The organism is Prauserella sediminis (genome assembly GCF_014195435.1).
Taxonomy (GTDB): domain Bacteria; phylum Actinomycetota; class Actinomycetes; order Mycobacteriales; family Pseudonocardiaceae; genus Prauserella; species Prauserella salsuginis.
Genome location: NZ_JACIBS010000001.1, coordinates 81,018 through 103,384, shown reverse-complemented (window position 1 = coordinate 103,384; position 22,367 = coordinate 81,018). Strand labels below are relative to the sequence as shown.

Annotated in this window: 18 protein-coding genes; 12 read left to right on the top strand and 6 right to left on the bottom strand. The window is 71.4% G+C overall.

Annotated elements, in window-relative coordinates; all coding sequences use genetic code 11:
• Positions 1 to 131 precede the first annotated feature (131 nt).
• Complete coding sequence (locus tag FB384_RS00435; RefSeq protein ID WP_221212595.1) at positions 132 to 716, top strand: DUF2567 domain-containing protein; 585 nt, start codon at positions 132 to 134, stop codon at positions 714 to 716.
• Positions 717 to 772: 56 nt separating this feature from the next.
• On the opposite strand, the gene FB384_RS00430 is transcribed toward FB384_RS00435, so the two are convergent.
• Both FB384_RS00430 and FB384_RS00425 read right to left on the bottom strand, forming a co-directional pair.
• Positions 773 to 1,513 (bottom strand): LON peptidase substrate-binding domain-containing protein, encoded by a 741-nt coding sequence (locus tag FB384_RS00430; protein WP_183778097.1) that lies wholly within the window; start codon positions 1,511 to 1,513, stop codon positions 773 to 775.
• A gap of 37 nt (positions 1,514 to 1,550) precedes the next feature.
• Positions 1,551 to 2,231 (bottom strand): NUDIX hydrolase, encoded by a 681-nt coding sequence (locus FB384_RS00425; RefSeq protein WP_323985279.1) that lies wholly within the window; start codon positions 2,229 to 2,231, stop codon positions 1,551 to 1,553.
• Between the two features lie 107 nt (positions 2,232 to 2,338).
• Here FB384_RS00425 and nadA point away from each other — a divergent pair, with 107 nt between their 5' ends.
• The 3 genes from nadA (at position 2,339) to nadC (ending at position 6,229) form a co-directional block, all read left to right on the top strand.
• Positions 2,339 to 3,376 carry a quinolinate synthase NadA gene (nadA, locus tag FB384_RS00420; protein WP_183778093.1) on the top strand — a complete coding sequence of 346 codons (1,038 nt, stop codon included), beginning with the start codon at positions 2,339 to 2,341 and terminating at the stop codon, positions 3,374 to 3,376.
• Positions 3,373 to 5,139, top strand: coding sequence for an L-aspartate oxidase (locus tag FB384_RS00415; RefSeq protein ID WP_183778091.1), 1,767 nt, complete (start codon positions 3,373 to 3,375; stop codon positions 5,137 to 5,139). Before nadA ends, FB384_RS00415 begins: the two co-directional genes overlap by 4 nt.
• A 220-nt stretch (positions 5,140 to 5,359) precedes the next feature.
• The gene (gene nadC, locus FB384_RS00410) at positions 5,360 to 6,229 is read left to right on the top strand and encodes a carboxylating nicotinate-nucleotide diphosphorylase (RefSeq protein ID WP_183784734.1); all 870 of its coding nucleotides are present in this window, start codon (positions 5,360 to 5,362) and stop codon (positions 6,227 to 6,229) included.
• A gap of 52 nt (positions 6,230 to 6,281) precedes the next feature.
• On the opposite strand, the gene FB384_RS00405 is transcribed toward nadC, so the two are convergent.
• Positions 6,282 to 7,085 (bottom strand): carbon-nitrogen hydrolase family protein, encoded by an 804-nt coding sequence (locus FB384_RS00405; RefSeq protein WP_183778089.1) that lies wholly within the window; start codon positions 7,083 to 7,085, stop codon positions 6,282 to 6,284.
• A gap of 176 nt (positions 7,086 to 7,261) precedes the next feature.
• Between FB384_RS00405 and hisD the strand changes: the two genes are divergently transcribed.
• From hisD to FB384_RS00390, 4 genes are read left to right on the top strand one after another with little or no spacing between them, the layout of a single operon-like run.
• Positions 7,262 to 8,587 (top strand): histidinol dehydrogenase, encoded by a 1,326-nt coding sequence (gene hisD, locus FB384_RS00400; protein ID WP_183778087.1) that lies wholly within the window; start codon positions 7,262 to 7,264, stop codon positions 8,585 to 8,587.
• The gene (locus FB384_RS26640) at positions 8,584 to 9,699 is read left to right on the top strand and encodes a histidinol-phosphate transaminase (RefSeq protein WP_323985076.1); all 1,116 of its coding nucleotides are present in this window, start codon (positions 8,584 to 8,586) and stop codon (positions 9,697 to 9,699) included. The genes hisD and FB384_RS26640 overlap by 4 nt, the downstream gene beginning before the upstream one ends.
• Positions 9,696 to 10,295 (top strand): imidazoleglycerol-phosphate dehydratase HisB, encoded by a 600-nt coding sequence (gene hisB, locus FB384_RS00395; RefSeq protein ID WP_258936212.1) that lies wholly within the window; start codon positions 9,696 to 9,698, stop codon positions 10,293 to 10,295. The genes FB384_RS26640 and hisB overlap by 4 nt, the downstream gene beginning before the upstream one ends.
• A 2-nt stretch (positions 10,296 to 10,297) precedes the next feature.
• Positions 10,298 to 10,459: a hypothetical protein gene (locus FB384_RS00390; RefSeq protein WP_183778083.1), complete on the top strand. Its 162-nt coding sequence runs from the start codon at positions 10,298 to 10,300 to the stop codon at positions 10,457 to 10,459.
• Here FB384_RS00390 and FB384_RS00385 read toward each other — a convergent pair whose 3' ends face one another.
• From FB384_RS00385 to FB384_RS00375, 3 genes are read right to left on the bottom strand one after another with little or no spacing between them, the layout of a single operon-like run.
• Complete coding sequence (locus FB384_RS00385; protein ID WP_183778081.1) at positions 10,460 to 11,263, bottom strand: ABC transporter ATP-binding protein; 804 nt, start codon at positions 11,261 to 11,263, stop codon at positions 10,460 to 10,462.
• Positions 11,260 to 12,351 (bottom strand): FecCD family ABC transporter permease, encoded by a 1,092-nt coding sequence (locus FB384_RS00380; RefSeq protein ID WP_183778079.1) that lies wholly within the window; start codon positions 12,349 to 12,351, stop codon positions 11,260 to 11,262. Before FB384_RS00380 ends, FB384_RS00385 begins: the two co-directional genes overlap by 4 nt.
• Complete coding sequence (locus FB384_RS00375) at positions 12,351 to 13,412, bottom strand: ABC transporter substrate-binding protein (RefSeq protein ID WP_183778077.1); 1,062 nt, start codon at positions 13,410 to 13,412, stop codon at positions 12,351 to 12,353. Before FB384_RS00375 ends, FB384_RS00380 begins: the two co-directional genes overlap by 1 nt.
• Positions 13,413 to 14,140: 728 nt before the next feature.
• On the opposite strand from FB384_RS00375, the gene gltB reads away from it, so the two are divergent.
• From gltB to FB384_RS00355, 4 genes are all read left to right on the top strand, one after another.
• Positions 14,141 to 18,712 carry a glutamate synthase large subunit gene (gene gltB / locus FB384_RS00370; RefSeq protein WP_183778075.1) on the top strand — a complete coding sequence of 1,524 codons (4,572 nt, stop codon included), beginning with the start codon at positions 14,141 to 14,143 and terminating at the stop codon, positions 18,710 to 18,712.
• On the top strand, positions 18,705 to 20,213 hold the full coding sequence (locus FB384_RS00365; RefSeq protein ID WP_183778073.1) for a glutamate synthase subunit beta: 1,509 nt from the start codon (positions 18,705 to 18,707) through the stop codon (positions 20,211 to 20,213). Before gltB ends, FB384_RS00365 begins: the two co-directional genes overlap by 8 nt.
• A gap of 503 nt (positions 20,214 to 20,716) precedes the next feature.
• On the top strand, positions 20,717 to 21,049 hold the full coding sequence (locus FB384_RS00360) for a type VII secretion target (RefSeq protein WP_183778071.1): 333 nt from the start codon (positions 20,717 to 20,719) through the stop codon (positions 21,047 to 21,049).
• Complete coding sequence (locus tag FB384_RS00355) at positions 21,042 to 22,334, top strand: hypothetical protein (RefSeq protein ID WP_183778068.1); 1,293 nt, start codon at positions 21,042 to 21,044, stop codon at positions 22,332 to 22,334. Before FB384_RS00360 ends, FB384_RS00355 begins: the two co-directional genes overlap by 8 nt.
• The last annotated feature ends 33 nt before the right edge of the window (positions 22,335 to 22,367 follow it).

The following is a 22,367-nucleotide window of genomic DNA, read 5'->3' as shown; positions in this document are numbered from 1 at the left end:
GAGGCCGCGGCCATCGCGTGAGGTCTTCTGCCGGCGACCCCGGCGGAGACCCCGCGTATGGCGCGGGTCCGTCGTGACGCACGGCCCGTTGTCGTGACAGCGGGCCGCGCAGCAGCCGAGGAGGACGCCCGTTGTCGGAGCAGCGGACCGAGCAGCAGCCCGCGTGGTCGGCGCTGGCGCTCGAAGGCGTGCGCGTGGAACGGCCCAAGGTGGTCGTGAAGGCGGACCTGCTGCCCGCGATCAGTGTCGTGTCGTTCGTGGCCCTGCTGGGCATTCCCGTCGGCTGGTTGTGGTCGTTGCTGGCACCGCCGCAGCGGATGCGGGTGATGGGCGGCGAGGCGGGCGAACTGCCGTTGCAGCTGGAGAGCTGGCACCGGTTCGACGCGCTCGCGGTGTTCCTGCTGCTCGGCCTGGCCGCGGGGATCGCGGTCGGCGTCGTGGTGTGGCTCCTGCGCGAACGCCGCGGGCCGGTGATCCTCGTCGCAGCGGTGCTCGGCTCCGTGGTCTCTGCGTGGCTGGCCATGCAGATGGGCCTGTCGTTCGCGGGCAGCCGGTACGCCATCACCGACCCGCCCGAGGTGGGCGCGGTGGTCGAGGCCGCGCCGGTGCTCGAGACGGGGTGGGCCGTGCTCGCCCAGCCACTGACGACCGCGCTCGTGTACGGCATGCTCGCGATCTGGAACAGCCGCGACGACCTCGGCCGCAGGCTCGGCTGAGAGCCGCAGGCCGCCGAGCCCGCGCCGCGGGTACCGCCCCGGGGCGGGTTCACGCCTCAGTTCAAGCTGGTCACGGTGCCCGCGCCGGTACTGCCGTCCATGTCGGGCAGTGACGCCGGGATCGCGCGCAGCAGCGACCGGAACCCGGCCTCCCGGTTGAGCAGTCGGCACACCTCCCGCAGTCGCCGCAGCGGCGCGCGCTGTTCGAGCAGGGCCTGCCGGTCGGACAGCGGCAGGCGGCAATCGGCGGCGAGCAGGTACGACAGCGCCTCAGGATCGGTGTCGGGCGAGGGCGGCCGTCTGCCCTCGTCGGGCCACGCGACGTCGCAGTAGCGCCGGTGTGCCGCCCGCGCCAGATCTCCCAGCCGGGATGCCGCGTCCCGTGCCGCCTCGTCGTCGTCCGATTCGCCTGCCAACGGGTGGTCGTCGAGCCTGCTCACGGTGCCGACGAGATACGGGGCCGACCGGGTGTCGATGTCGTGTAGCACGAACCGCCGGACGCCGGTCGTGGCGAGGTCGTAGCGGCCGTCGGGCAGGGGCTTGGCTTCGTCCAGCCGTGCGGCACATCCGATGGTGTGGACATGGTCGAGCTCGTCGACCTCGCGCAGGAAAGGGGACCGCAGTGCGACCACGCCGAACAGCCGGTCGGGGCGCGCGCCGGTGAGCAGATCCGCGGTCAGCTGCCGGTAGCGCGGTTCGAAGACGTGCAGCGGCAGCGACGTGCCCGGCAGGAGCACGGTCTGCAGCGGGAACAACGGCAGCGTCTCCCGCTGAACATCCGGTCTCGTGTCGGCCACGGGTTCACGTTACGACCTCGCGCCCCGTCTCGCCCGTTCACGCGCCCCGGCCCCGGCCTGGGGCGGGCGGTTTGAACGCGGCGAACGGATCGGTGACCTGCATGTCGTCGTGGACGAAGGAGTACAGCGCAGCGGGCCGGCCCCCGGAACGTCCGGACGGTGCGGTGTCGCCGGTGTCGGTGAGCAGCCCGCGACGGGAGAGCACACGTTGCAGATTGGTCGCCGACACTCGGTAGCCGAGCGCGGCCGAGTAGTGATCCCGGAGCACGGAGATCGGGAACCGCCGCGGCACGAGGGCGAAACCGAGGTTGGTGTAGCTGAGCTTCGCACGGAGCCGGTCGCGGGCTCCGATGACGATCTCCCGGTGGTCGAACGCCGTGCGGGGCAGGTCGTCGACGGGATGCCACACGGTGTCCTCGGGGACCTCGGGGTCGACGTCGGAGGGGACGAGGCCGAGGAACGCCGTGGCGACCACCCGTGGCCCGGGAACGCGCCGCGGGTCGCTGAACACGGCGAGCTGTTCGACGTGCCGGAGCTGGCGGATGTCGACCTTCTCCGCGAGCTGGCGGCGGATCGAGGTCTCGACGTCCTCGTCCGCGCGCAGTCGGCCACCGGGGAGTGACCAACGTCCGAGATGCGGATCGAGGGCCCGCCGCCACAGCAGGACCTGCAACGACGGTGGCCGATCGGATGCGCGTGGGCGGCGGATCTGGAGCACAGCGGCCAGAACCTCGTGTGCCAACGGGTCGCGGCTGTTAATATGGGATCGCACGGTTTTCGATTGTAAGGCGAAAACCCATCGAAGGCACGGACCGGAGGCTCGACATGCCGACGCTCGACACGGCGATCAACGGCGACCCTGACACCGGCGCGGACCTGACGCCCTACGGCGGCGTGACCGCGGACGCGGCGTGGGCGGAGGAGATCCGCGCGCTGGCTGCGCAGCGGGACGCGGTGCTGCTCGCGCACAACTACCAGCTGCCCGAGATCCAGGAGATCGCCGACCACACGGGCGATTCGCTGGCCCTCAGTCGGATCGCGGCCGAGAGCGACGCGTCGACGATCGTGTTCTGCGGCGTGCACTTCATGGCCGAGACGGCGAAGATCCTCTCGCCGGGAAAGACCGTGTTGATTCCCGATGCGCGCGCGGGGTGCTCCCTCGCGGACTCGATCACCGGTGAGCAGCTGCGGGAGTGGAAGGCGCAGCACCCGGGTGCGGTCGTCGTCTCGTACGTCAACACCACGGCCGAGGTGAAGGCCGAGACCGACATCTGCTGCACCTCGTCCAACGCGGTCGACGTGGTGGCGTCGATTCCGGCCGAGAAGGAGGTGCTGTTCTGTCCCGACCAGTTCCTCGGCGCGCACGTCAAGCGGGTGACCGGCCGCGAGAATCTGCACGTCTGGGCGGGGGAGTGCCACGTGCACGCCGGCATCAACGGTCCCGAACTGGCCGAACGGGCGGCCGCGGACCCCGGTGCCGACCTGTTCATCCACCCCGAATGCGGGTGCGCCACCTCGGCGCTCTACCTCGCGGGCGAGGGTGCCGTCGCCGAGGACCGGGTGAAGATCCTCTCGACCGGCGACATGCTGACCGCGGCGCGGGAGACCAGCGCGGAGTCGGTGCTGGTGGCCACCGAGGTGGGCATGCTGCACCAGCTGCGCAAGGCTGCTCCGGAGATCGATTTCCGCGCCGTCAACGACCGCGCGTCCTGTCGCTACATGAAGATGATCACGCCGGCGGCGTTGCTGCGGTCGTTGCGCGAGGGCGCCGACGAGGTGCACGTCGCCCCGGAGATCGCGGAGCGGGGCCGGGCTTCGGTGCGGCGGATGATCGAGATCGGCACGCCGGGCGGCGGCGAATGAGCGGACCGGTAGCGACATCGGTTAACGACTATAAGGCGAAAACCTCGTCCTCTGGACCACGCTGGGAGGCCGCGGCGGACGTGGTCGTGCTCGGCAGCGGCGCCGCCGGACTGAGCACCGCACTGCGGCTCCGGGAGCGCGGGCTGCACGTGCTCGTCGTGACCAAGGGAGAGTTCGGGGACGGCAACACCCGGTGGGCCCAGGGCGGGATCGCGGCCGTCCTGGACGGCGCATCCGGCTCCGGCGGCGTCCAGGACGGCGGTGACAGCGTGTCCGCGCACGCCGAGGACACGGCGACGGCGGGTGCGGGCCTGTGCGAGCCGGAGGCCGTTGCCGAGATCGTCGCCGGGGGAGCGGAGGCCGTCGCCACGCTGCGCCGGTTCGGCGCGGTCTTCGACGAGGCCGAGAGCGGCAGCAACGGAGCACGGGAGCTGGCACGGACGCGGGAAGGCGGGCACAGTGCGCTGCGGGTGATCCATGCCGGCGGTGACGCGACCGGCGCCGAGGTGCAGCGGGCCCTGGTGTCGGCCGCGACCGGCGGCGCGGTCCCGGTGCTGGAACGCCACGTGGCGCTCGACGCCGTCCGCACCGCAGCGGGCCGGATCGTCGGGGTGACGGTGCTCGACGACCGCGGATGTCCCGGTGTCGTGCACGCGCCCGCGCTGGTGCTCGCCACCGGCGGGCTCGGCCAGCTGTACGGCGCCACGTCGAATCCCGAACTGGCAACCGGCGACGGGGTCGCGCTCGCGCTGCGCGCGGGCGCGACCGTGGCCGATCTCGAGTTCGTGCAGTTCCACCCGACCGTGCTGTACGCGCCCGGCGCGCGTGGCAGGCGGCCGCTGGTGACCGAGGCCGTGCGCGGCGAGGGTGCGGTGCTCGTCGACGCGACCGGCGCACGGGTGATGGCGGGCGTGCATCCGCTGGCGGACCTGGCTCCACGGGACGTCGTGTCGGCCGCCGTGATCCGCCACCTGGCCGCGGCCCCTGGCGGGGTCGACGACCACGTGTTCCTCGACGCGACCGGGATCGACGGGTTCGCAGCGCGGTTCCCGACGGTGCGGGCCGCGTGCGAGGCCGCGGGTGTCGATCCCGTGCGGGAACCGATCCCGGTCGCCCCGGCGGCACATTTCGCGTGCGGCGGGGTCGTGGCGGGCACCGACGGGCGTACGCCGGTGCCGGGGCTGTACGCCGTCGGCGAGGTGGCGCGGACCGGCCTGCACGGCGCGAACCGTCTCGCCTCGAACAGCCTCCTCGAAGGACTCGTCGTCGGCAGGCGGGCGGCCGATGCGGTGGCGGCCGACCTGGCTTCCTGCCGGCCGGTCCGGCCCGGGGGCGTACCGGCGGGGACCGGCGCAGGAGCGGTTACGTCGCCGAATCCCGCGTCGTCGTTCGGGGCGGCTGCTCTCGAGGCCGCCCCACGGGACGCGGTGCAACGTGCGATGAGCCGGTACGCCGCGATCGGGCGCGACGCGGACGGGCTCGCCGTCGCGGGTTCGGTCCTCGACCTGGCGGTGTCCGGTGCACGCGGGTCCGGATCCCGTGGTGCGGCGTGGACGCGCGAACGGGTCGAGGACGCTGCGCTGACACTGGTGGCGCGGGCACTCGTCGCCGCGGCGTCGGCGCGCACGGAGAGCCGCGGCTGTCATGTCCGCACGGATTTCCCGGAGCGCGACGACGCGTCATGGCGGCGCAGCCAGACGATCCGGCTGAGCCCGTCGGGTCAGCCGGTGCTGGCCGAGGCGGCGGCACTGGAGGCGGCGTGACCGACGGCGAAGCATCCGACGGCGGAATACCAGACGGCGGAGTGCCGGACGGAGTACCCGGCGGCGGCAGGAACAGCAGGGAGCCGGCAGCGGCGGAACGGAAGACAGTGGCGGAACGGAAGACAGTGGCGGAACGGACAGCGGCGTGGGCGGAACGGACAGTGGCGGAACGGACAGCGGCGTGGGCGGAACCGGTGAGTACGGCGTGAACGAGGATGCGGTGCGCGAGACGGACGGGAACGGACCGGACGCCGACGACCTGCGACGGGTCGTGACGACGGCGCTGGCCGAGGATCTGCGGTACGGGCCGGACGCGACGACGGAGGCGACGGTCGGGGCCGACGTCACCGCGACGGCGGCGCTGACCCCGCGGGCGCCGGGGGTCGTGGCCGGTGTGCCCGCTGCCCTGGCCGTGTTCGACGAGGTGCTCGGAGCCCGGTACGACGTCGTCGAGCGCGTGCCCGACGGTGCGCGCGCGGAGCCGGGCGTGCCCGTGCTGGTCGTGCGGGGCGCCGTGCGGGACCTGCTCACCGCGGAGCGGACGGCGCTGAACCTGCTGTGCCACCTGTCCGGCATCGCGACGGCCACCGCGGCGTGGGTGTCCGCCGTGGCCGGAACGGGCTGTGCGATCCGTGACTCCCGCAAGACGCTTCCGGGCCTGCGGCTGCTGGAGAAGTACGCCGTGCGGTGCGGCGGCGGGGTCAACCACCGGATGGGCCTCGGCGATGCGGTACTCATCAAGGACAACCACGTCGTCGCCGCGGGGTCGGTCACGGCCGCGCTGCGGCTGGCGCGGGAACGCGGCGCAGGACTGCCGTGCGAGGTCGAGGTCGACGATCTGGAACAGCTCGCCGAGGCACTCGACGCGGGCGCCGACGAGGTGCTGCTCGACAACTTCACGCCGGAGCGGTGCCGGGAAGCGGTGGCACTGCGGGACGAGCGCAGCCCGAAGACCCGCCTGGAGTCCTCGGGTGGACTGCGACTGGACAGCGCCCGCGCCTACGCCGAGTCCGGTGTGGACTATCTCGCCGTCGGTGCGCTCACCCATTCCTCACCGGCGCTCGACGTGGGCATGGATCTGACCAGATGACGCGGGCCCCGGCCCGATCAGCCGTCGTGGTGGCGGTGCGGGACGTGCGGTGTCAGCGGAGTTTGCGGTTGACGAGGGCGCCGGTGGCCCTGCGAGAGGTATCGGCGAGCGCCGGGTCTATGTCGGCGACCACGAGCTCCGGGCCTGCTCCGGCCTGTGCTCGTGGCACCCCGAACGGGTCGGCGACCGTCGAGTACCCGACGCCCGTTGGGGCCTTCGGGTTCACCTCGACGCCGGTGGCTGCGGGGTCGGCCTGCCCGCAGGCCAGGATCCAGTTGCCCGAGTCGAGCGCGCGGGCACGCGTCAGCAGGTCCCATTGTTCGCGTTTGCCCTCGCCCGCGCCCCAGGACGCGGCGACCGCGACCGCGTGCGTGCCCGCCTCGGCCAGCTGCTGGAACAGTACGGGGAAACGCACGTCGTAGCAGGTCGCGACACCCAGCCGGACGTCGCCGACGTCCACGGTGACCAGCTCCTCGCCGCCGGCGACCGTCGCCGATTCGTGGAAGCCGAAGGCGTCGTACAGGTGGATCTTGTCGTAGCCGCGGTGCTCGCCGGGACCGGTGACCAGCAGCGTGTTGCGAACGCGGTCGCCGTCCGGGGTGAACATGCCCGCCACGACGAGCACGCCGTGCTCCTGCGCGATCGCGGCGACCTCCGAGGCCCACGGCCCGTCGAGCGGCTGCGCCAGCGGTGCGAGCTTCACGCCGAAGTGCGCCATCGTGGCCTCGGGGAACACCACGACGCGGGCGCCGCGTGCCGCGGCGTCGGCCGTCCACGTGCGCACGAGTTCGAGGTTGGCCGTCGGGTCCGCCGTCGACGTGACCTGGCACAGGGCGATCCGCAGCGCCGCGTCCATCAACCGGTCTCCTTTGCGTTCGGTGTCCGCGTCAGGGCGTGTGTGGATCAGCCTACGGGTGGCGGCGGAGACGTTCCGCCTCGTCGCCGGCGGCCGGGCCGCGGTCGGCGGGTGGAGCGGCGGTGACGCGGCGGCCCGTGCGCTGGTGGCGGGCCTCACCTCGTACCCTGGAAGGCATGTTGAACCGCACCGACCTGCGAGGTCGCGTCCCCCGGCCTGCCGAGCTGCGCGCCACGTTGCCGCGCGCCGAGGTGAACGTGGACGCGGCTCTGCATCAGGTGCGCCCGGTGGTCGACGCGGTCCGCGACCGGGGTGTCGAGGCCGTGCTCGAGTACACGGAGAAGTTCGACGGCGTGCGCCCCGCCACGGTGCGGGTGCCGCGGGCCGAGCTCGACAGGGCGCTGGTCGAGCTTGACCCGGACGTCCGTGCGGCGCTCGACGAGGCGATCGTGCGTGCCCGCGCGGTGCATGCGGACCAGCGGCGCGACGACGTGACGACGCAGGTCGCCGACGGGGGCACGGTCACCGAACGCTGGGTGCCGGTCTCACGCGTCGGGCTGTACGCGCCGGGCGGGCTGGCGGTCTACCCGTCGAGCGTCGTGATGAACGTCGTGCCCGCGCAGGCGGCGGGTGTCGGCTCGCTGGTGTTGTGTTCGCCGCCGCAGGCCGAGTTCGGCGGGCTGCCGCACCCGACCACCCTGGCCGCCGCCGCGCTGCTCGGCGTCGACGAGGTGTGGGCGGTCGGCGGTGCGCAGGCGGTCGCCGTGCTCGCCCACGGCGCGGTCGACACGGACGGTTCCGAGCTCGATCCGGTCGACATGGTGACCGGGCCGGGCAACGTCTATCTCACCGCGGCCAAACGCATGCTGCGCGGCATCATCGGCATCGACTCCGAGGCCGGGCCCACGGAGATCGCGATCCTCGCCGACGAGACGGCCGACGCGGGGCACGTCGCCGCGGACCTGATCAGCCAGGCCGAGCACGACACCCTCGCGGCCAGCGTGCTGGTCACGACGTCGGAGCGGCTCGCCGACGACGTCGACGCCGAGCTGGCACGCCGGGTCGGGAAGACCAAGCACACCGAGCGGGTCGACACGGCGTTGCGGGGTGCGCAGTCCGGCACCGTGCTGGTGTCCACCGTGGACGAAGGACTCCAGGTCGTCGATGCCTACGCCGCCGAGCATCTGGAGATCCAGACGGCCGGCGCGCGTGAGGTCGCCGCCCGGGTGCGCAACGCCGGGGCGGTGTTCGTCGGCCCCTACGCGCCGGTGTCGCTCGGCGACTACTGCGCGGGGTCGAACCACGTGCTGCCCACCGGCGGTTTCGCGCGGCACTCGTCGGGCCTGTCGGTGCAGACGTTCCTGCGCGGCATCCACGTGATCGACTACAGCGAGGCGGCGCTGCGCGAGGTCGCCGGCAAGGTCGTCGCGCTGGCCGACGCCGAGGACCTGCCCGCGCACGGCGAAGCGGTGCAGGCACGATTCGAGGGAGACGCCCGGTGACGGCTCGGGGTTCGCAGGGTTCCGACGAGATCACGCTCGACGATCTACCGCTGCGCGAGGATCTGCGCGGCAAGAGCCCGTACGGCGCGCCGCAGCTGGACGTCCCGGTGCGGCTCAACACCAACGAGAATCCGTATCTCCCGCCGCCCGCGCTCGTCGACGACGTCACCGAGGCGGTGCGTGAGGCCGCGGTGCAGCTCCACCGCTACCCGGACCGCGACGCGGTGGCGCTGCGCGAGGACTTGGCCGCGTACCTGACCTCGTCCGTCGGCGTCGAGGTCACCAGCCGGAACGTATGGGCCGCCAACGGGTCCAACGAGGTGCTCCAGCAGATCCTGCAGGCGTTCGGCGGCCCCGGCCGCACCGCGCTCGGGTTCGAGCCGTCGTACTCGATGCACCCGATCATCTCGGCAGGCACCCGCACCGAGTGGATTCCCGCACCGCGGCGCGGCGACTTCTCGCTGGACGCCGCCGAAGCCGCCCGGATCGTCGCGGAGCGCAGGCCGGACGTCGTGTTCGTGACCAGCCCGAACAATCCGACCGGCGGTTCGATCCCGCTGGCCGACCTGGAGGCCGTGCTGCAGGCGGCTCCGGGCCTGGTCGTGGTCGACGAGGCCTACGCGGAGTTCTCGTCGCAGCCGAGCGCGCTCGAACTGCTGCCGCGCTACCCGGCGAAGCTGATCGTCTCCCGCACGATGAGCAAGGCGTTCGCATTCGCGGGCGGGCGACTCGGCTACCTGGCCGCCTCGCCCGCCGTGGTCGACGCGCTGCAACTGGTGCGGTTGCCGTACCACCTCTCGCTGCTCACGCAGGCGGCCGCCCGCGCCGCGCTCCGGCACGCCGACGCCACGCTGCGGTCCGTGGCCACGCTCGCGTCCGAACGGGACCGAGTGGCGAATGCGTTGCGGGGTCTGGGTTTCGAACCCGTGCCGAGCGACGCCAACTTCATCCTGTTCGGACGGTTCGCCGAACCGTCGGCCGCATGGAAGTCCTATGTGGACAAAGGTGTGCTGATCCGCGACATCGGGATCGACGGGCACCTGCGGGTGAGCATCGGTACCCCGGACGAGAACGACGCCTTCCTGGAGGCGAGCAAGGAGGTCGGCCGGTGAGCCGGACAGGCAAGGTCGAACGGACGACGAAGGAGTCGTCGATCCGGGTCGAAGTGGATCTCGACGGCACCGGGCAGGTCGACGTGTCGACCGGCGTGCCGTTCTACGACCACATGCTGACGTCCTTCGGCGCGCACGGCTCGCTCGACCTGACGGTCGCCGCGACCGGCGACGTGCACATCGACGCGCACCACACCGTCGAGGACACCGCGATCGTGCTGGGGCAGGCGATCCGCGAGGCGCTCGGCGACAAGAAGGGCATCCGCCGGTTCGGCGACTGCTGGATCCCGATGGACGAGACGCTGGCGCACGCCGCGATCGACGTCTCCGGCCGGCCGTACTGCGTGCACACCGGCGAGCCGGAGGAGTTCAACACCTTCACGATCGGCGGCAACTACCCGTTCGTACTGACCCGCCACGTGTTCGAGTCCCTGTCGTTCCATGCGCAGCTCGCGTTGCACGTCCGCGTGATCCACGGCAGGGATCCGCACCACATCGCGGAGGCCCAGTACAAGGCCGTGGCGCGGGCGCTGCGCGCGGCGACGGAGAACGATCCGCGCGCCGGTGGCGTGCCGTCGACGAAGGGTGTGCTGTAAGCATGTCGCAGGAACAGTGGGTTCCGCTTCTGCTGCTCGGTGTGGCGGGCTTCCTCGTCGGCGGCGTGTACAGCACCTGGCGCAACGGTTCTCGTGTGCTGGCCGGCTTCTTCGGCCTCGCCGCGTTGGTGGCGATCGGCGGCGCCGTCGCCTGGCTCTCCTGATCAGCGCACAGCTGCGGGGCGCACCGGCACGACGACGGGGTGTCCGTCGGCGGTGGTGAGGACCTCGACGTCGGCGGCGTAGTGCTCGCGCAGCCGTTCCGTGGTGAGCACCTGGGACGGCGGGCCCGCCGCGACGACGCCGCCGCGGTCCAGGAGCACGAGTTCGTCGGCGTACTGCGCGGCGACCGTCAGATCGTGCAGCGTCGTCACGACCGTCGTCCCGTCCTCCCTGCGCAGGTGGTCGAGGCGTTCGAGCAGTGTCTGGGCGTGGCCGATGTCCAGTCCCGTCGTCGGCTCGTCGAGCAGCAGCAGTGGTGTGCGCTGGACCAGTACGCGGGCCAGCACCGCCCGCTGTGCCTCGCCACCGGACAGGGTTCCCAGTCGACGCCCTGCCATGTCGTGCAGGTCGAGCCGCGCTAGTGCGTCCTCCACAATGGACATGTCGGACGCGGATTCCCGTGCCAGCGTGCCGAGATGCGGTGCGCGGCCGAGCAGCACGTAGTCGGTGACGGTGAGCCGTTCGGGCAGGGCCGGATTCTGCGGGGCGTAGCCGACGCGGCGGGCCAGCTCCTTGCGCGGCAACGTCGCGGTGTCGGTGCCGTCGAGCAGCACCGTGCCCTGCCGCGGGACGAGGCCTGCCACGGCCTTCAGCACGGTGGACTTGCCCGCGCCGTTCGGCCCGACGATCGCCAGCCACCGGCCGCGGCGGGCCTCCAGGGATACGTGCTGCACGACGGGCTCGGCTCCGTAGCCCGCGCCGACGTCGTGCAGCGACAGCGCGGTCGGCGGCGGGGTGCCGGTCACGACAGCCGCTCCCGGTTCGTGCGCAGCACCAGCGCGAAGAACGGAGCACCCGCGAACGCGGTGACCACGCCGAGCGGCAGCTCGCCCGGCATGATCGTCCGCGCGACGAGATCCGCGCCGATGACGAAGGCGGCACCGCCGAGGAGCGAGAGCGGCACGATCACGCGGTAGCTCGCGCCGGCCAACAGCCGCACCAGGTGTGGCACGACGATCCCGACGAAGCCGATCAGGCCGCTCACCGACACGGCCGCCGCCGTGGCGAGCGAGGCCGCCGACAGCACGGCCAGGCGGATGCGGCCCGGTCGCAGGCCCAGCGAGGCGGCCTCGGTGTCACCTAGCGTGAGCAGGTCCAGCAGCCGGGCTGCCGCTACGAGCACGATCGCCGCGAGCCCCACGTAGGGCAGGACCAGTCCCACGTCGGTCCAGCCGGTGATGTTCAGCCCGCCGAGCGTCCACGTGTACACCTGTTTCAGGGTCTCGGTGTTGAGCTGCTGGACGAAGGTCTGGATCGCGGTGAGGAAGGCCGTCACCGCGATGCCCGCCAGCAGCAGGCCCGCCGTGCCGGCACCGCCCGTCGAACGGCCGAGTGCCCAGCTCAGCCCGACGCCCAGCAGGGCGCCCGCGAACGCCGCGAGCGGCAGCGGGCCCACCGGGCCGAGCGACCACGCCGTCACCGCGGGCACGAACACCATGACCGCCGTGGCCGCCATGCCGGCCCCGGCGCCGGCGCCGAGCAGGTACGGATCGGCCAGCGGGTTGCGGAACACTCCCTGGAACGCGGCACCCGCACCCGCGAGGGCGGCCCCGACGAGCGCCGCCAGCAACACCCGCGGGAGTCGCAGCTGCCACACGATCGCCGCCTCGGAGTCCGACAACGGCGACATGCCGCCCGTCAGTTGGGCCGTGATCTCCGCCAGCACCCGGTCCCCGGTGAGTTCGCCTGGTCCGATCAGCAGCCCGAGCAGCGCGACGGCCACGACCGTGACCACCGCGACGCCCAGCGCGAGCGGGGTCAGTCGGGTGGTGTGCGCGGGCGTTCGGGTGATGCGGTCCGCGGCGCGCCGCCACCGGGAACGGGTGCGCAGCATCAGGCTTCCGCGACCGCGTCGGCCACGACCCGCACGAACTCGACCAGGCGTGGGCTCCAGCGGGAGGCGATGTCGTCGTCGAGGGCGAAGACCCGGTCCTGCTCGACGGCGGTCATCGTGTCCCAGCCGGGGCGCTCGGCCACCGTGTCGGCGTTCTGCCCGCAGCACTTCGTGTCGGCGAGGAAGACCAGGTCCGGATCCGCCTCGACGATCTTCTCCGCCGACAGCTGCGGATACCCGCCCATCGCGTTCGGGTCGTCCTGGTCGGCGACGTTGCGGAGACCGAACAGGTCGTAGACCTCGCCGAGGAACGTCGCCGACGTGATCGTGTAGTAGGTCGGGTCGACCTCGTGGTAGTAGCTCAGGTCCTTGTCAGGGGCGGACTCGGCGAGCTCGGTGATCGTCTGCTCGGTCTCGTCGGCGAGCGTCCGTCCGGCGTCGGCGTGCCCGGTGGCCTTGCCGACGAGCGTGAACTGGGCGTAGGCGTCCCGCAGCGTCTCCGGGGCGGGCAGCACGAGCGTGGCGGCGCCGGTCTTGCTCAGCGCGCCGGCCAGCTTGTCCTCCGCGTCGGAGCCCACGACGACCAGGTCGGGGTCGTGGCTCGCGATCTGCTGCGGGTCCGGGTCGATGCCGGACAACTCGGTGCGCGGCGCCTCGGCCGGATGGGTGGACATCTCGTCGACGGCGACGACCTGGTCGCCCGCCCCCACCTCGTACAACGTCTCGGTGACCGACGGGACGAGCGAGACGATCCGCTGCGGCTGCGCGTCGAGGGTCACGGCGGGTGCGCCCGCGGGCTCGACGGTCACGGGGAAGGCCGTGCCGGCGTCGCCGTCACCGTTGTCCTCGTCGGCGCGCTGGGCACAGCCGGCGAGGGCGAGCACACCCAGTAGGGGCAGCAGGGCGAGCAGCCGGACGAACCGGCGCGGCGGGCGAGTGCCGTGCCGCGCCTGGGTGTGCAGTGCCGGAGTGCGGGACGCCGGGGTGCGGAGTGCCGCAACGTGGCGCGCTACGGATCGGCGCAGGCGCGTACGAGGGTGGGGAGTGGGCTGGTGAGCCATCGGGGGCCTCGGGCGTTCGGGTCGGCCGGCGGAGGCGTGCCCGCGGCCGCGCGGGGCGGTCGGGCATGCCGGTGCGGAACCCGCGGGGGAGTCCTCGAGCGCCCGAGGCGGCGAAGTGAGGGCCGTCCCTGACGCCGCACCTCTGCGCCGGAGGTGGGCAAGGCGTCGACGCGGGCGAAGGCGACCTGACTCGATCCGGCCGGGCGGGACAGCACCGGGGTCGTCCCGCCTCGACGGTCATCACAGTTGCGGCACAGCGCCGGATTCGCACCGGACTTCGCTACCGCCCGCGTCGAGGTGACGTTACCAGCTCATGTTCGCGTGACCGGGGGATGTCGGATTCGTACGAACTACACTCGGCGTGAAGGCGGTGCCCAGGCGGCGATGACTGGGCGTGGGTGGCTGGGCGTGGGTACTCGGGTGAGGACGGCCGGGCGAAACAGACCCGCCGAGAAACAGCGTCGCCGAGAAACAGCGTCGCCGAGAACCAGGGCCGCCGGGAAACGAGCCGCCGGGAAAAACGAGGCGGCCGGCACTTGCCGTGGCCCTCCCGCTCATCAGAAACTGAATCGTCCGGGGTCGTCGGATCGTTACGGTTCGGCCGGAAAAACGGCCGCTGATCCGGCACCGGGACGTTTCCCGAGTGTTAAAGTCGCGATAACAGGCGGGCCATCGTCGTCCCGTGCCCCATTGAAACCGAGCACGAAGACGACGCAGGAGGTCTGATTTTGATCTTCTCCGCGATTCCGTCGCAGCAGGGCCTGTACGACCCTGCGACGGAACAGGATTCCTGCGGGGTCGCCATGGTCTCCCACCTCCGTGGCGTCCGCTCCCACAGCATCGTCAGCGACGGCCTGACCGCGTTGACCAACCTCGACCACCGCGGTGCCGCGGGGGCCGAACCGACCAGCGGCGACGGTGCCGGAATCCTGGTGCAGCTGCCCGACGAGCTGTTGCGTGCGAAGGCGGACTTCGACTTGCCCGCCCCGGACGCGTTCGGCGCCCACCATTACGCCGCGGGCATGGCGTTCCTGCCTGCCGACGCCGGCCGGCGCCGCGACGCTGTCGCGATCATCGAGCGCATCGCGGGCGAGGAGGGTCTCCGCGTCGCGGGCTGGAGGGACGTGGAGACCGACGTCGACGCCGCCGACGTCGGCCCCACCGCGCGGTCGGTCATGCCGCACTTCGCCTACCTGCACGTCACCGGCCGGCCGGACGCCGACGGTGAACTCCCGGCCGGCATCGACCTCGACCGGCTGGCGTTCTGCCTGCGCAAGCGGGCCGAGCACGAGACGGCTGAGGCCGGGTGCGGGGTGTACTTCCCGTCGTTGTCGGCGCGCACGTTCGTCTACAAGGGCATGCTCACGCCCGCGCAGCTGCCACTGTTCTTCCCCGAACTGCGCGACGAGCGCATGCTCAGCGCGATCGCGCTCGTGCACTCGCGGTTCTCGACCAACACGTTCCCGTCGTGGCCGCTGGCGCACCCGTTCCGGTTCGTCGCGCACAACGGCGAGATCAACACCGTCCGCGGTAACCGCAACCGCATGCGCGCCCGCGAGGCGCTGCTGGAGAGCGACCTGATTCCCGGTGACCTCTCGCGGCTGTACCCCGTGTGCACGGAGGACGCGTCCGACTCGGCCTCGTTCGACGAGGTGCTGGAGCTGCTGCATCTGGGCGGGCGCAGTCTGCCGCACGCGGTGCTGATGATGGTGCCGGAGGCGTGGGAGAACCATGCCGGGATGGACGAGCAGCGCCGCGCCTTCTATCGCTTCCACGCGAGCCTGATGGAGCCGTGGGACGGGCCTGCGTGCGTCACGTTCACCGACGGCACGGTCGTCGGCGGGGTGCTCGACCGCAACGGCCTGCGGCCCGGCCGCTGGTGGCGTACGGCCGACGACCGCGTCGTGCTGGCCAGCGAGTCGGGTGTGCTCGACATCGAGCCCGCCGACGTCGTCGCCAAGGGAAGGCTCAAGCCCGGCCGCATGTTCCTCGTCGACACCGACGCGGGCCGGATCGTCAGCGACGTGGAGATCAAGGAGGGCCTGGCGAGTGAGGCGCCGTACGCCGAATGGCTGCACGCGGGGCTGTTGACGCTGGCCGAGCTGCCGGACCGCGAGCACATCACCCAGACACACGCCTCGGTGCTGCGCAGGCAGCTCTCGTTCGGCTACACCGAGGAGGAACTGAAGATCCTGCTCGGGCCGATGGCCGGCAGCGGTGCCGAGCCGCTCGGGTCGATGGGCACCGACACCCCGACCGCGATGACGTCGCACCGTTCGCGGCTGCTCTACGACTACTTCAAGCAGGGCTTCGCACAGGTGACCAATCCGCCGCTGGACGCGATCCGCGAGGAGCTGGTCACGTCGATGAGCCGGATCATGGGGCCGGAGCGGAACCTGCTCGAGCCCGGCCCGTCCTCGTGCCGGCACATCGAGCTGCCGCAGCCGGTGATCGACAACGACGAGCTCGCCAAGCTCATCCACGTCAACGACGAGGGGGACCTGCCGGGCTTCGCGTGCGCGGTGCTGTCCGGACTGTACGACGTCGAGGGCGGCGGGCCTGCGCTGGCGGAGGCGATCGAGCGGGTGCGCAGGGAGGCCTCGGAGGCGATCGCGGCCGGGGCACGCACGCTCGTGCTGTCCGACCGCGATTCCGACCACCGGATGGCGCCGATCCCGTCGCTGTTGCTCGTGTCGGCGGTGCACCACCACCTGGTGCGCACGAAGGAACGACTGAAGGTGGCGCTGGTCGTCGAGTCCGGTGACGCCCGCGAGGTGCACCACATCGCGCTGCTGCTCGGTTACGGCGCTGCGGCGGTGAACCCGTATCTGGCCTTCGAGACGATCGAGGACATGATCGCCCAGGACGCGATCACCGGGATCGAGCCGGCCAAGGCCGTGCGCAACTACGTGACCGCGCTGGTCAAGGGTGTCCTGAAGATCATGTCCAAGATGGGCATCTCGACGGTCGGTGCCTACACGGCGGCGCAGGTGTTCGAGGCGCTCGGCCTGTCCCAGGACGTGCTGGACGAGTACTTCACCGGTACGTCGTCGACGCTCGGCGGGGTGGGCCTCGACGTGCTGGCCGAGGAGGTGGCGATCCGGCACCGGCGCGCCTACCCGGACAACCCGACGGAGGTGGCCCACCGCGGCCTCGAGTCCGGTGGCGAGTACGCCTACCGGCGCGACGGCGAGCTGCACCTGTTCACGCCGGAGACCGTGTTCCTGCTGCAGCACGCCAGCAAGACACGTAGGCAGGAGGCGTACCGCGCCTACACGGAGAAGGTGAACGAGCTCAACCGGCAGGGCGGCGCGGTGCGGGGCATGTTCACGCTCCGCAGCGAGGGCCGCACCCCGGTGCCGGTCGACGAGGTCGAATCCGTCGAGTCGATCTGCAGGCGGTTCAACACCGGCGCCATGTCCTACGGGTCCATCTCGGCCGAAGCGCACGAGACCCTGGCCATTGCGATGAACCGGATCGGTGGCCGGTCGAACACGGGTGAGGGCGGCGAGGACGCCGAGCGGCTGTACGACCCGGAGCGCCGCAGCGCGATCAAGCAGGTCGCGAGTGGACGGTTCGGCGTGACGAGCGAGTACCTCGTGGCCGCCGACGACATCCAGATCAAGATGGCGCAGGGAGCCAAGCCCGGCGAGGGCGGCCAGCTGCCGCCGAACAAGGTGTACCCGTGGATCGGCAGGACCCGGCACTCGACGCCGGGGGTCGGGTTGATTTCCCCGCCGCCGCACCACGACATCTATTCGATCGAGGATCTGGCGCAGCTGATCCACGACCTGAAGAACGCCAACGACCGGGCTCGCGTGCACGTCAAGCTGGTCAGCTCGCTCGGCGTGGGCACGGTCGCCGCGGGGGTGTCGAAGGCGCACGCTGACGTGGTGCTGATCTCCGGTCACGACGGCGGCACCGGCGCGTCGCCGTTGAACTCGCTGAAGCACGCGGGCACCCCGTGGGAGATCGGCCTTGCCGAGACGCAGCAGACGCTGATGCTCAACGGCCTGCGCGACCGCATCACGGTGCAGGTGGACGGCGCGATGAAGACCGGAAGGGACGTGGTCGTCGCGGCGCTGCTGGGTGCCGAGGAGTACGGCTTCGCCACGGCACCGCTGATCGTCGCGGGCTGCATCATGATGCGCGTCTGCCACCTGGACACGTGCCCGGTGGGCGTCGCCACCCAGAATCCGGAGCTGCGCGAGCGCTACACGGGCCAGGCCGACCACGTCGTGAACTACTTCCACTTCGTGGCGCAGGAGGTGCGCGAGTACCTGGCGCACCTCGGTTTCCGGTCGCTCGACGAGGCGATCGGCCGGGTCGACGTGCTCGGTGCCGACGAGGCGATCGAGCACTGGAAGGCCGACGGGCTCGACCTGGCGCCGATCTTCGCGATGCCCGAGGAGACGCCGTACGGCAATGCGCGGCGCAAACTCCGCGAACAGGACCACGGGCTGGAGCACGCGCTGGATCACACGCTGATCCAGCTGGCCGAAGCGGGACTGGAAGACGCGCATCCGCTGCGCCTCGAACTGCCCGTGCGCAACGTCAACCGCACGGTCGGCACGCTGCTCGGCGCGGAGATCACGCGCCGCTACGGCAGCGCGGGCCTGCCGGACGACACGATCCGGGTGGCGCTGACCGGGTCGGCGGGGCAGTCGCTGGGTGCGTTCCTGCCGCCGGGGGTGACGCTGGAGCTGACCGGCGACGCGAACGATTACGTCGGCAAGGGGCTGTCCGGCGGGCGGATCGTCGTGCGGCCGCACGAGGACGCGGTGTTCGCCGCCGAGGGCCAGGTGATCGCGGGCAACACGATCGCCTACGGCGCCACGAGCGGCGAGGTGTTCCTCAGCGGCCAGGTCGGCGAACGGTTCGGCGTCCGCAACTCGGGTGCGCTGATCGTGGCCGAGGGTGTCGGGGACCACGCCTTCGAGTACATGACCGGGGGCCGGGCAGTGGTGCTCGGCGTGTCGGGCCGGAATCTCGCCGCCGGCATGTCCGGCGGCGAGGCGTACGTGCTGGACCTGGACCGTGCCAAGGTCAACCCGGGCATGGTCGAGTTGGAAGAGCCCGGCGCCGATGACCTGGCGTGGTTGCGCGGCGTCGTCGCCCGGCACGCGGAGCTGACGGGATCGGCAGTGGCGCGTTCGCTGCTGGCCGACTGGCCGCGGCGGTCGGCGGCCTTCACCAAGGTGATGCCGCGCGACTACAAGCGGGTGCTGAAGGCGACCGAGGCTGCGCGTGCCGAGGGGCGTGACGTGAACGAGGCGATCATGGAGGCGGCTCGTGGCTGACCCGACGGGTTTCCTGAAGTACGAGCGCGCGGAGCCGCCGAAACGGCCGAAGTCCGAACGCATGCAGGACTGGCAGGAGGTCTACGCGGACCAGGGCCGGCAGGAGCGCAACGAGGCGGTGCGCACGCAGGCGAGCCGGTGTATGGACTGCGGTATCCCGTTCTGCCACAACGAGCGGTCGGGGTGCCCACTGGGAAACCTGATCCCGGAGTGGAACGACCTGGTGAGCCGTGGCGACTGGTTCTCGGCGAGCGAGCGGCTGCACGCCACGAACAACTTCCCGGAGTTCACGGGCAAGCTGTGTCCCGCGCCGTGCGAGGCCGGGTGCACGCTGTCGATCTCGGGGCTGTCCGGCGGTCCGGTGGCGATCAAGCGGGTCGAGGAGACGATTTCCGCGCAGGCGTGGGAGTCCGGCTACGTCGAGGCGCGCACGGCCGAGGTGGCGACGGGCAGGCACGTGGCGGTCGTCGGATCGGGTCCTGCGGGGCTGGCCGCGGCGCAGCAGCTGACGCGTGCGGGCCACGACGTGACGGTCTTCGAACGGGACGACCGGCTCGGCGGGCTGCTCCGGTACGGCATTCCCGAGTTCAAGATGGAGAAGAAGGTCCTCGATCGGCGGTTGGCGCAGCTGCACAGCGAGGGCACGAGGTTCGTCACCGGCTGCGAGGTCGGTGTCGACGTCACCGTGGCGGAGCTGCGGGAGACCTACGACGCTGTGGTGCTGGCCGTCGGCGCGTTGCGCGGCCGGGACGACACGGTCACGCCGGGGCGCGAGTTGGACGGTGTGCACCTCGCGATGGAGCATCTGGTGCCCGCCAACCGGGCGTGTGAGGGGGACGGTCCGGCGGAGATCACCGCAGAGGGCAAACACGTGCTGATCATCGGCGGCGGTGACACGGGTGCGGACTGCTACGGCACGGCGATCCGCCAGGGCGCGCTGTCGGTGACGCAGCTCGACCAATATCCGGAGCCGCCGCACTCCCGCGACGACGACCGGTCGCCGTGGCCGACGTGGCCGTACATCCTGCGTACCTACCCGGTGCACGAGGAGACGGGGGAGCGGCTGTTCGCGGTCGCCGTCAAGCGGTTCGTGGGCGACGACAACGGCAGGGTGCGGGCGGCCGAGCTGCACACGGTGCGGGTGGAGAAGGACCCGGAGACGGGTCGGCGCGAGGTCGTGCCCACCAGCAACGAGGTGCAGGAAGTGCCCGCCGACCTGGTGCTGCTGGCGATCGGGTTCGAAGGCGTCGAGCACATGCGGCTGATCGACGACCTCGGACTGTCGCTGAACCGGCGTGGCACCGTGTCGTGCGGCGCGGACTGGCAGACCGGCGCGCCGGGAGTGTTCGTGTGCGGCGACGCCCACCGGGGCGCGTCGCTGGTCGTGTGGGCGATCGCCGAGGGCCGTTCGGTGGCCGCGTCGGTGGATGCCTACCTGACCGGCGGGTCGGACCTGCCGTCACCGGTACATCCCACGGCCATCCCGCTGGCGGTCGTCTGACGGCTGGTCCGATGGACTGGTCTGATGTGGACTAGTCTGATGTGGACGTACGGGGAGTCGGTGCCGCACGGGCTCCGGCTCCCCGTTCCGTGCGAGGCGGGTTCTCGGGACAGCTCATTCGGACAGGCAGGCTCGAGGGTGGATTTCGAGATCGGGAAACGGATCATCCGCTCTGTCTGCGGGCACGGATCCATTCCCGTCGGCCGGCCAGGTACGGCTCGATGTCCCGAATCGGTACCAGTGTGACGTCGGCGGGGTCGACGTGGCGGGCGGCGATGACGATCGCGTGCCGGTCGCCGGCCTCCGAAGCTGCGTACCATCGGTCGTCGGCGTCCCAGAGCCGAAAGACGCGTGGCTGCCCGTCGACGACGATGTCGACCCGACGTTCCGCGGTAGCCCGTTGCCCCGCGCCATCCGTGTCTACCTCGCGCAGACGGGGGATGGTCGGTCGTTAAGATCAACGCCGCCACGTCACTGATGGATATCGGAGGAGCTTGGGGGCGATGACGGACTTCACCGTGGACGTGGGCGGACTCGAGGCGTTGGGCAAAGATCTGGACCGGACCTGCGAGAACATCGATACGGCCACCAAGAAGCTGGCCGACGCCGCGGAGGACTCGATCGGGACGGCCGAGCTGAACGAAGCCTGCGAGCACTTCCGGTCCGAGTGGAAAGAAGGCCTGAGCAAGCTGCGGGAGGCCGTCGACGAGATTCGTGGCGGGCTCTCGGACGCACAGAAGGCCTACGCCGACGTCGAAAGTGACCTGCAGGCCAGTCTCAGCAAGATGGCTCAGGGTATCGAGTCGGCGGGGCTGAACGGGGGCGGCGATGACTGACGAGCAGTTCCCCTCTCTCGGCTTCGACCCTGCTCCGGGAAACCCGAAAACCGTGGGCGGTCTGGCGAAGCGGATGACCGACACGAGTGTCTACGCCAAAGAGGCACACGAAGTCATCACCTCGATCCAGGACAAGAAGGACACCTGGACCGGTGAGGCGGCGAAGGCCTTCGCCGACAAGGTCGGTGAGCTGCCCGAGTATCTCGATGCCGCGCACACGTCGTTGCGAGATGCCGGCAAGGCGTTGTCGGCCTGGAAGGACGCCCTGACGCAGCATCAGGGTAAGGCCGGGAAGCTGGAGGAGGAGTGCCGCAAGGCCATCGAGAAGGCGGAACAGGCCGACGTCGCTGCGCAGCAGGCTGCCGCTCAGGCCAACACGCCGATCGCCAGCGGTAGTGATCCCGCGTCCGTCGATTCGGCACGGCAACAACAGGTGACCGAGGCGAATGCCGCAGCTGAAGCCAAGCGGGCTGCGGGCGAGGCCTGGGGCAAGGTCGACGACATTCGCAAGAAGGCACGCGACCTGAAGGACACGTGGGAGGACGACGCCCGGACCTGTGCCGAGAAGCTCCAAGATGCCGCGTACGAAGCGCCGGGCGGGTTCTGGGAATCGGTCGGGGACGTCTTCGCGCAGGCGGGCGACTGGATCGGCGACCACCTCGGTGAGATCGGCGACGTCGCCGGGATGATCTCCGCGGTCGCGGGCGCCTTGTCCTTCATTCCCGTGCTTGCTCCGGTGACGGGGCCGATCGCGCTGGTCGCCGGTGGTGTCGCCCTCGCCGCACACGGTGGCGAGATGATCAAGGAAGAGAAGTGGGACGAACCTGGCGCGTGGGTCGGCCTGGGGGCGGACGTGCTCGGCGTGCTCCCCGGCGTCGGCGCCGTGTCGAAGGGAATGTCGATGGCCACCGACTCGCTGCAGGTGGTGGACGGGTTGGCGCCCGCGGCGATGAGTGGTGGCAAAGTGCTGCTGCAGGAAGCCGGACAGGTCGCCAAGCCCGCGCAGGTGATGAGCTCGCTCGGCGAGAAGGTGGCAAGCACGGTCGGCGGCAACGCCGACACCATCGCCAAGACGGTGCAGAACACCTTCAGCCTGGGTTCGCAAGTGCCGACCGGCGTGGACATGGCGGTCGGCAACGAGACCACCGACGCGATCAAGAGCGGCACCGGTTATGTCGCCGGCGGCATGGCCGGCCTGCAGAGCGTGGGCCAGTGGGGTCAGACCGGATCCGCACTCAGCGACCTGGGGAGTTCACTCGCCGGCTTCGCCAGGGCGGTCGGCTGAGACGGAATTCCGTGCGGCATGAAGGTTGATGTT

Bases quoted from the DNA above. Each gene is read 5' to 3' on its own strand.
- FB384_RS00405 (WP_183778089.1), bottom strand. From the start codon at position 7,085: ATGGACGCGGCGCTGCGGATCGCCCTGTGCCAGGTCACGTCGACGGCG.
- FB384_RS00415 (WP_183778091.1), top strand. From the start codon at position 3,373: ATGAGCGGACCGGTAGCGACATCGGTTAACGACTATAAGGCGAAAACC.
- hisD (WP_183778087.1), top strand. From the start codon at position 7,262: ATGTTGAACCGCACCGACCTGCGAGGTCGCGTCCCCCGGCCTGCCGAG.
- FB384_RS00375 (WP_183778077.1), bottom strand. From the start codon at position 13,412: ATGGCTCACCAGCCCACTCCCCACCCTCGTACGCGCCTGCGCCGATCC.
- FB384_RS00390 (WP_183778083.1), top strand. From the start codon at position 10,298: ATGTCGCAGGAACAGTGGGTTCCGCTTCTGCTGCTCGGTGTGGCGGGC.
- FB384_RS00355 (WP_183778068.1), top strand. From the start codon at position 21,042: ATGACTGACGAGCAGTTCCCCTCTCTCGGCTTCGACCCTGCTCCGGGA.
- FB384_RS00360 (WP_183778071.1), top strand. From the start codon at position 20,717: ATGACGGACTTCACCGTGGACGTGGGCGGACTCGAGGCGTTGGGCAAA.
- nadA (WP_183778093.1), top strand. From the start codon at position 2,339: ATGCCGACGCTCGACACGGCGATCAACGGCGACCCTGACACCGGCGCG.
- FB384_RS00380 (WP_183778079.1), bottom strand. From the start codon at position 12,351: ATGCTGCGCACCCGTTCCCGGTGGCGGCGCGCCGCGGACCGCATCACC.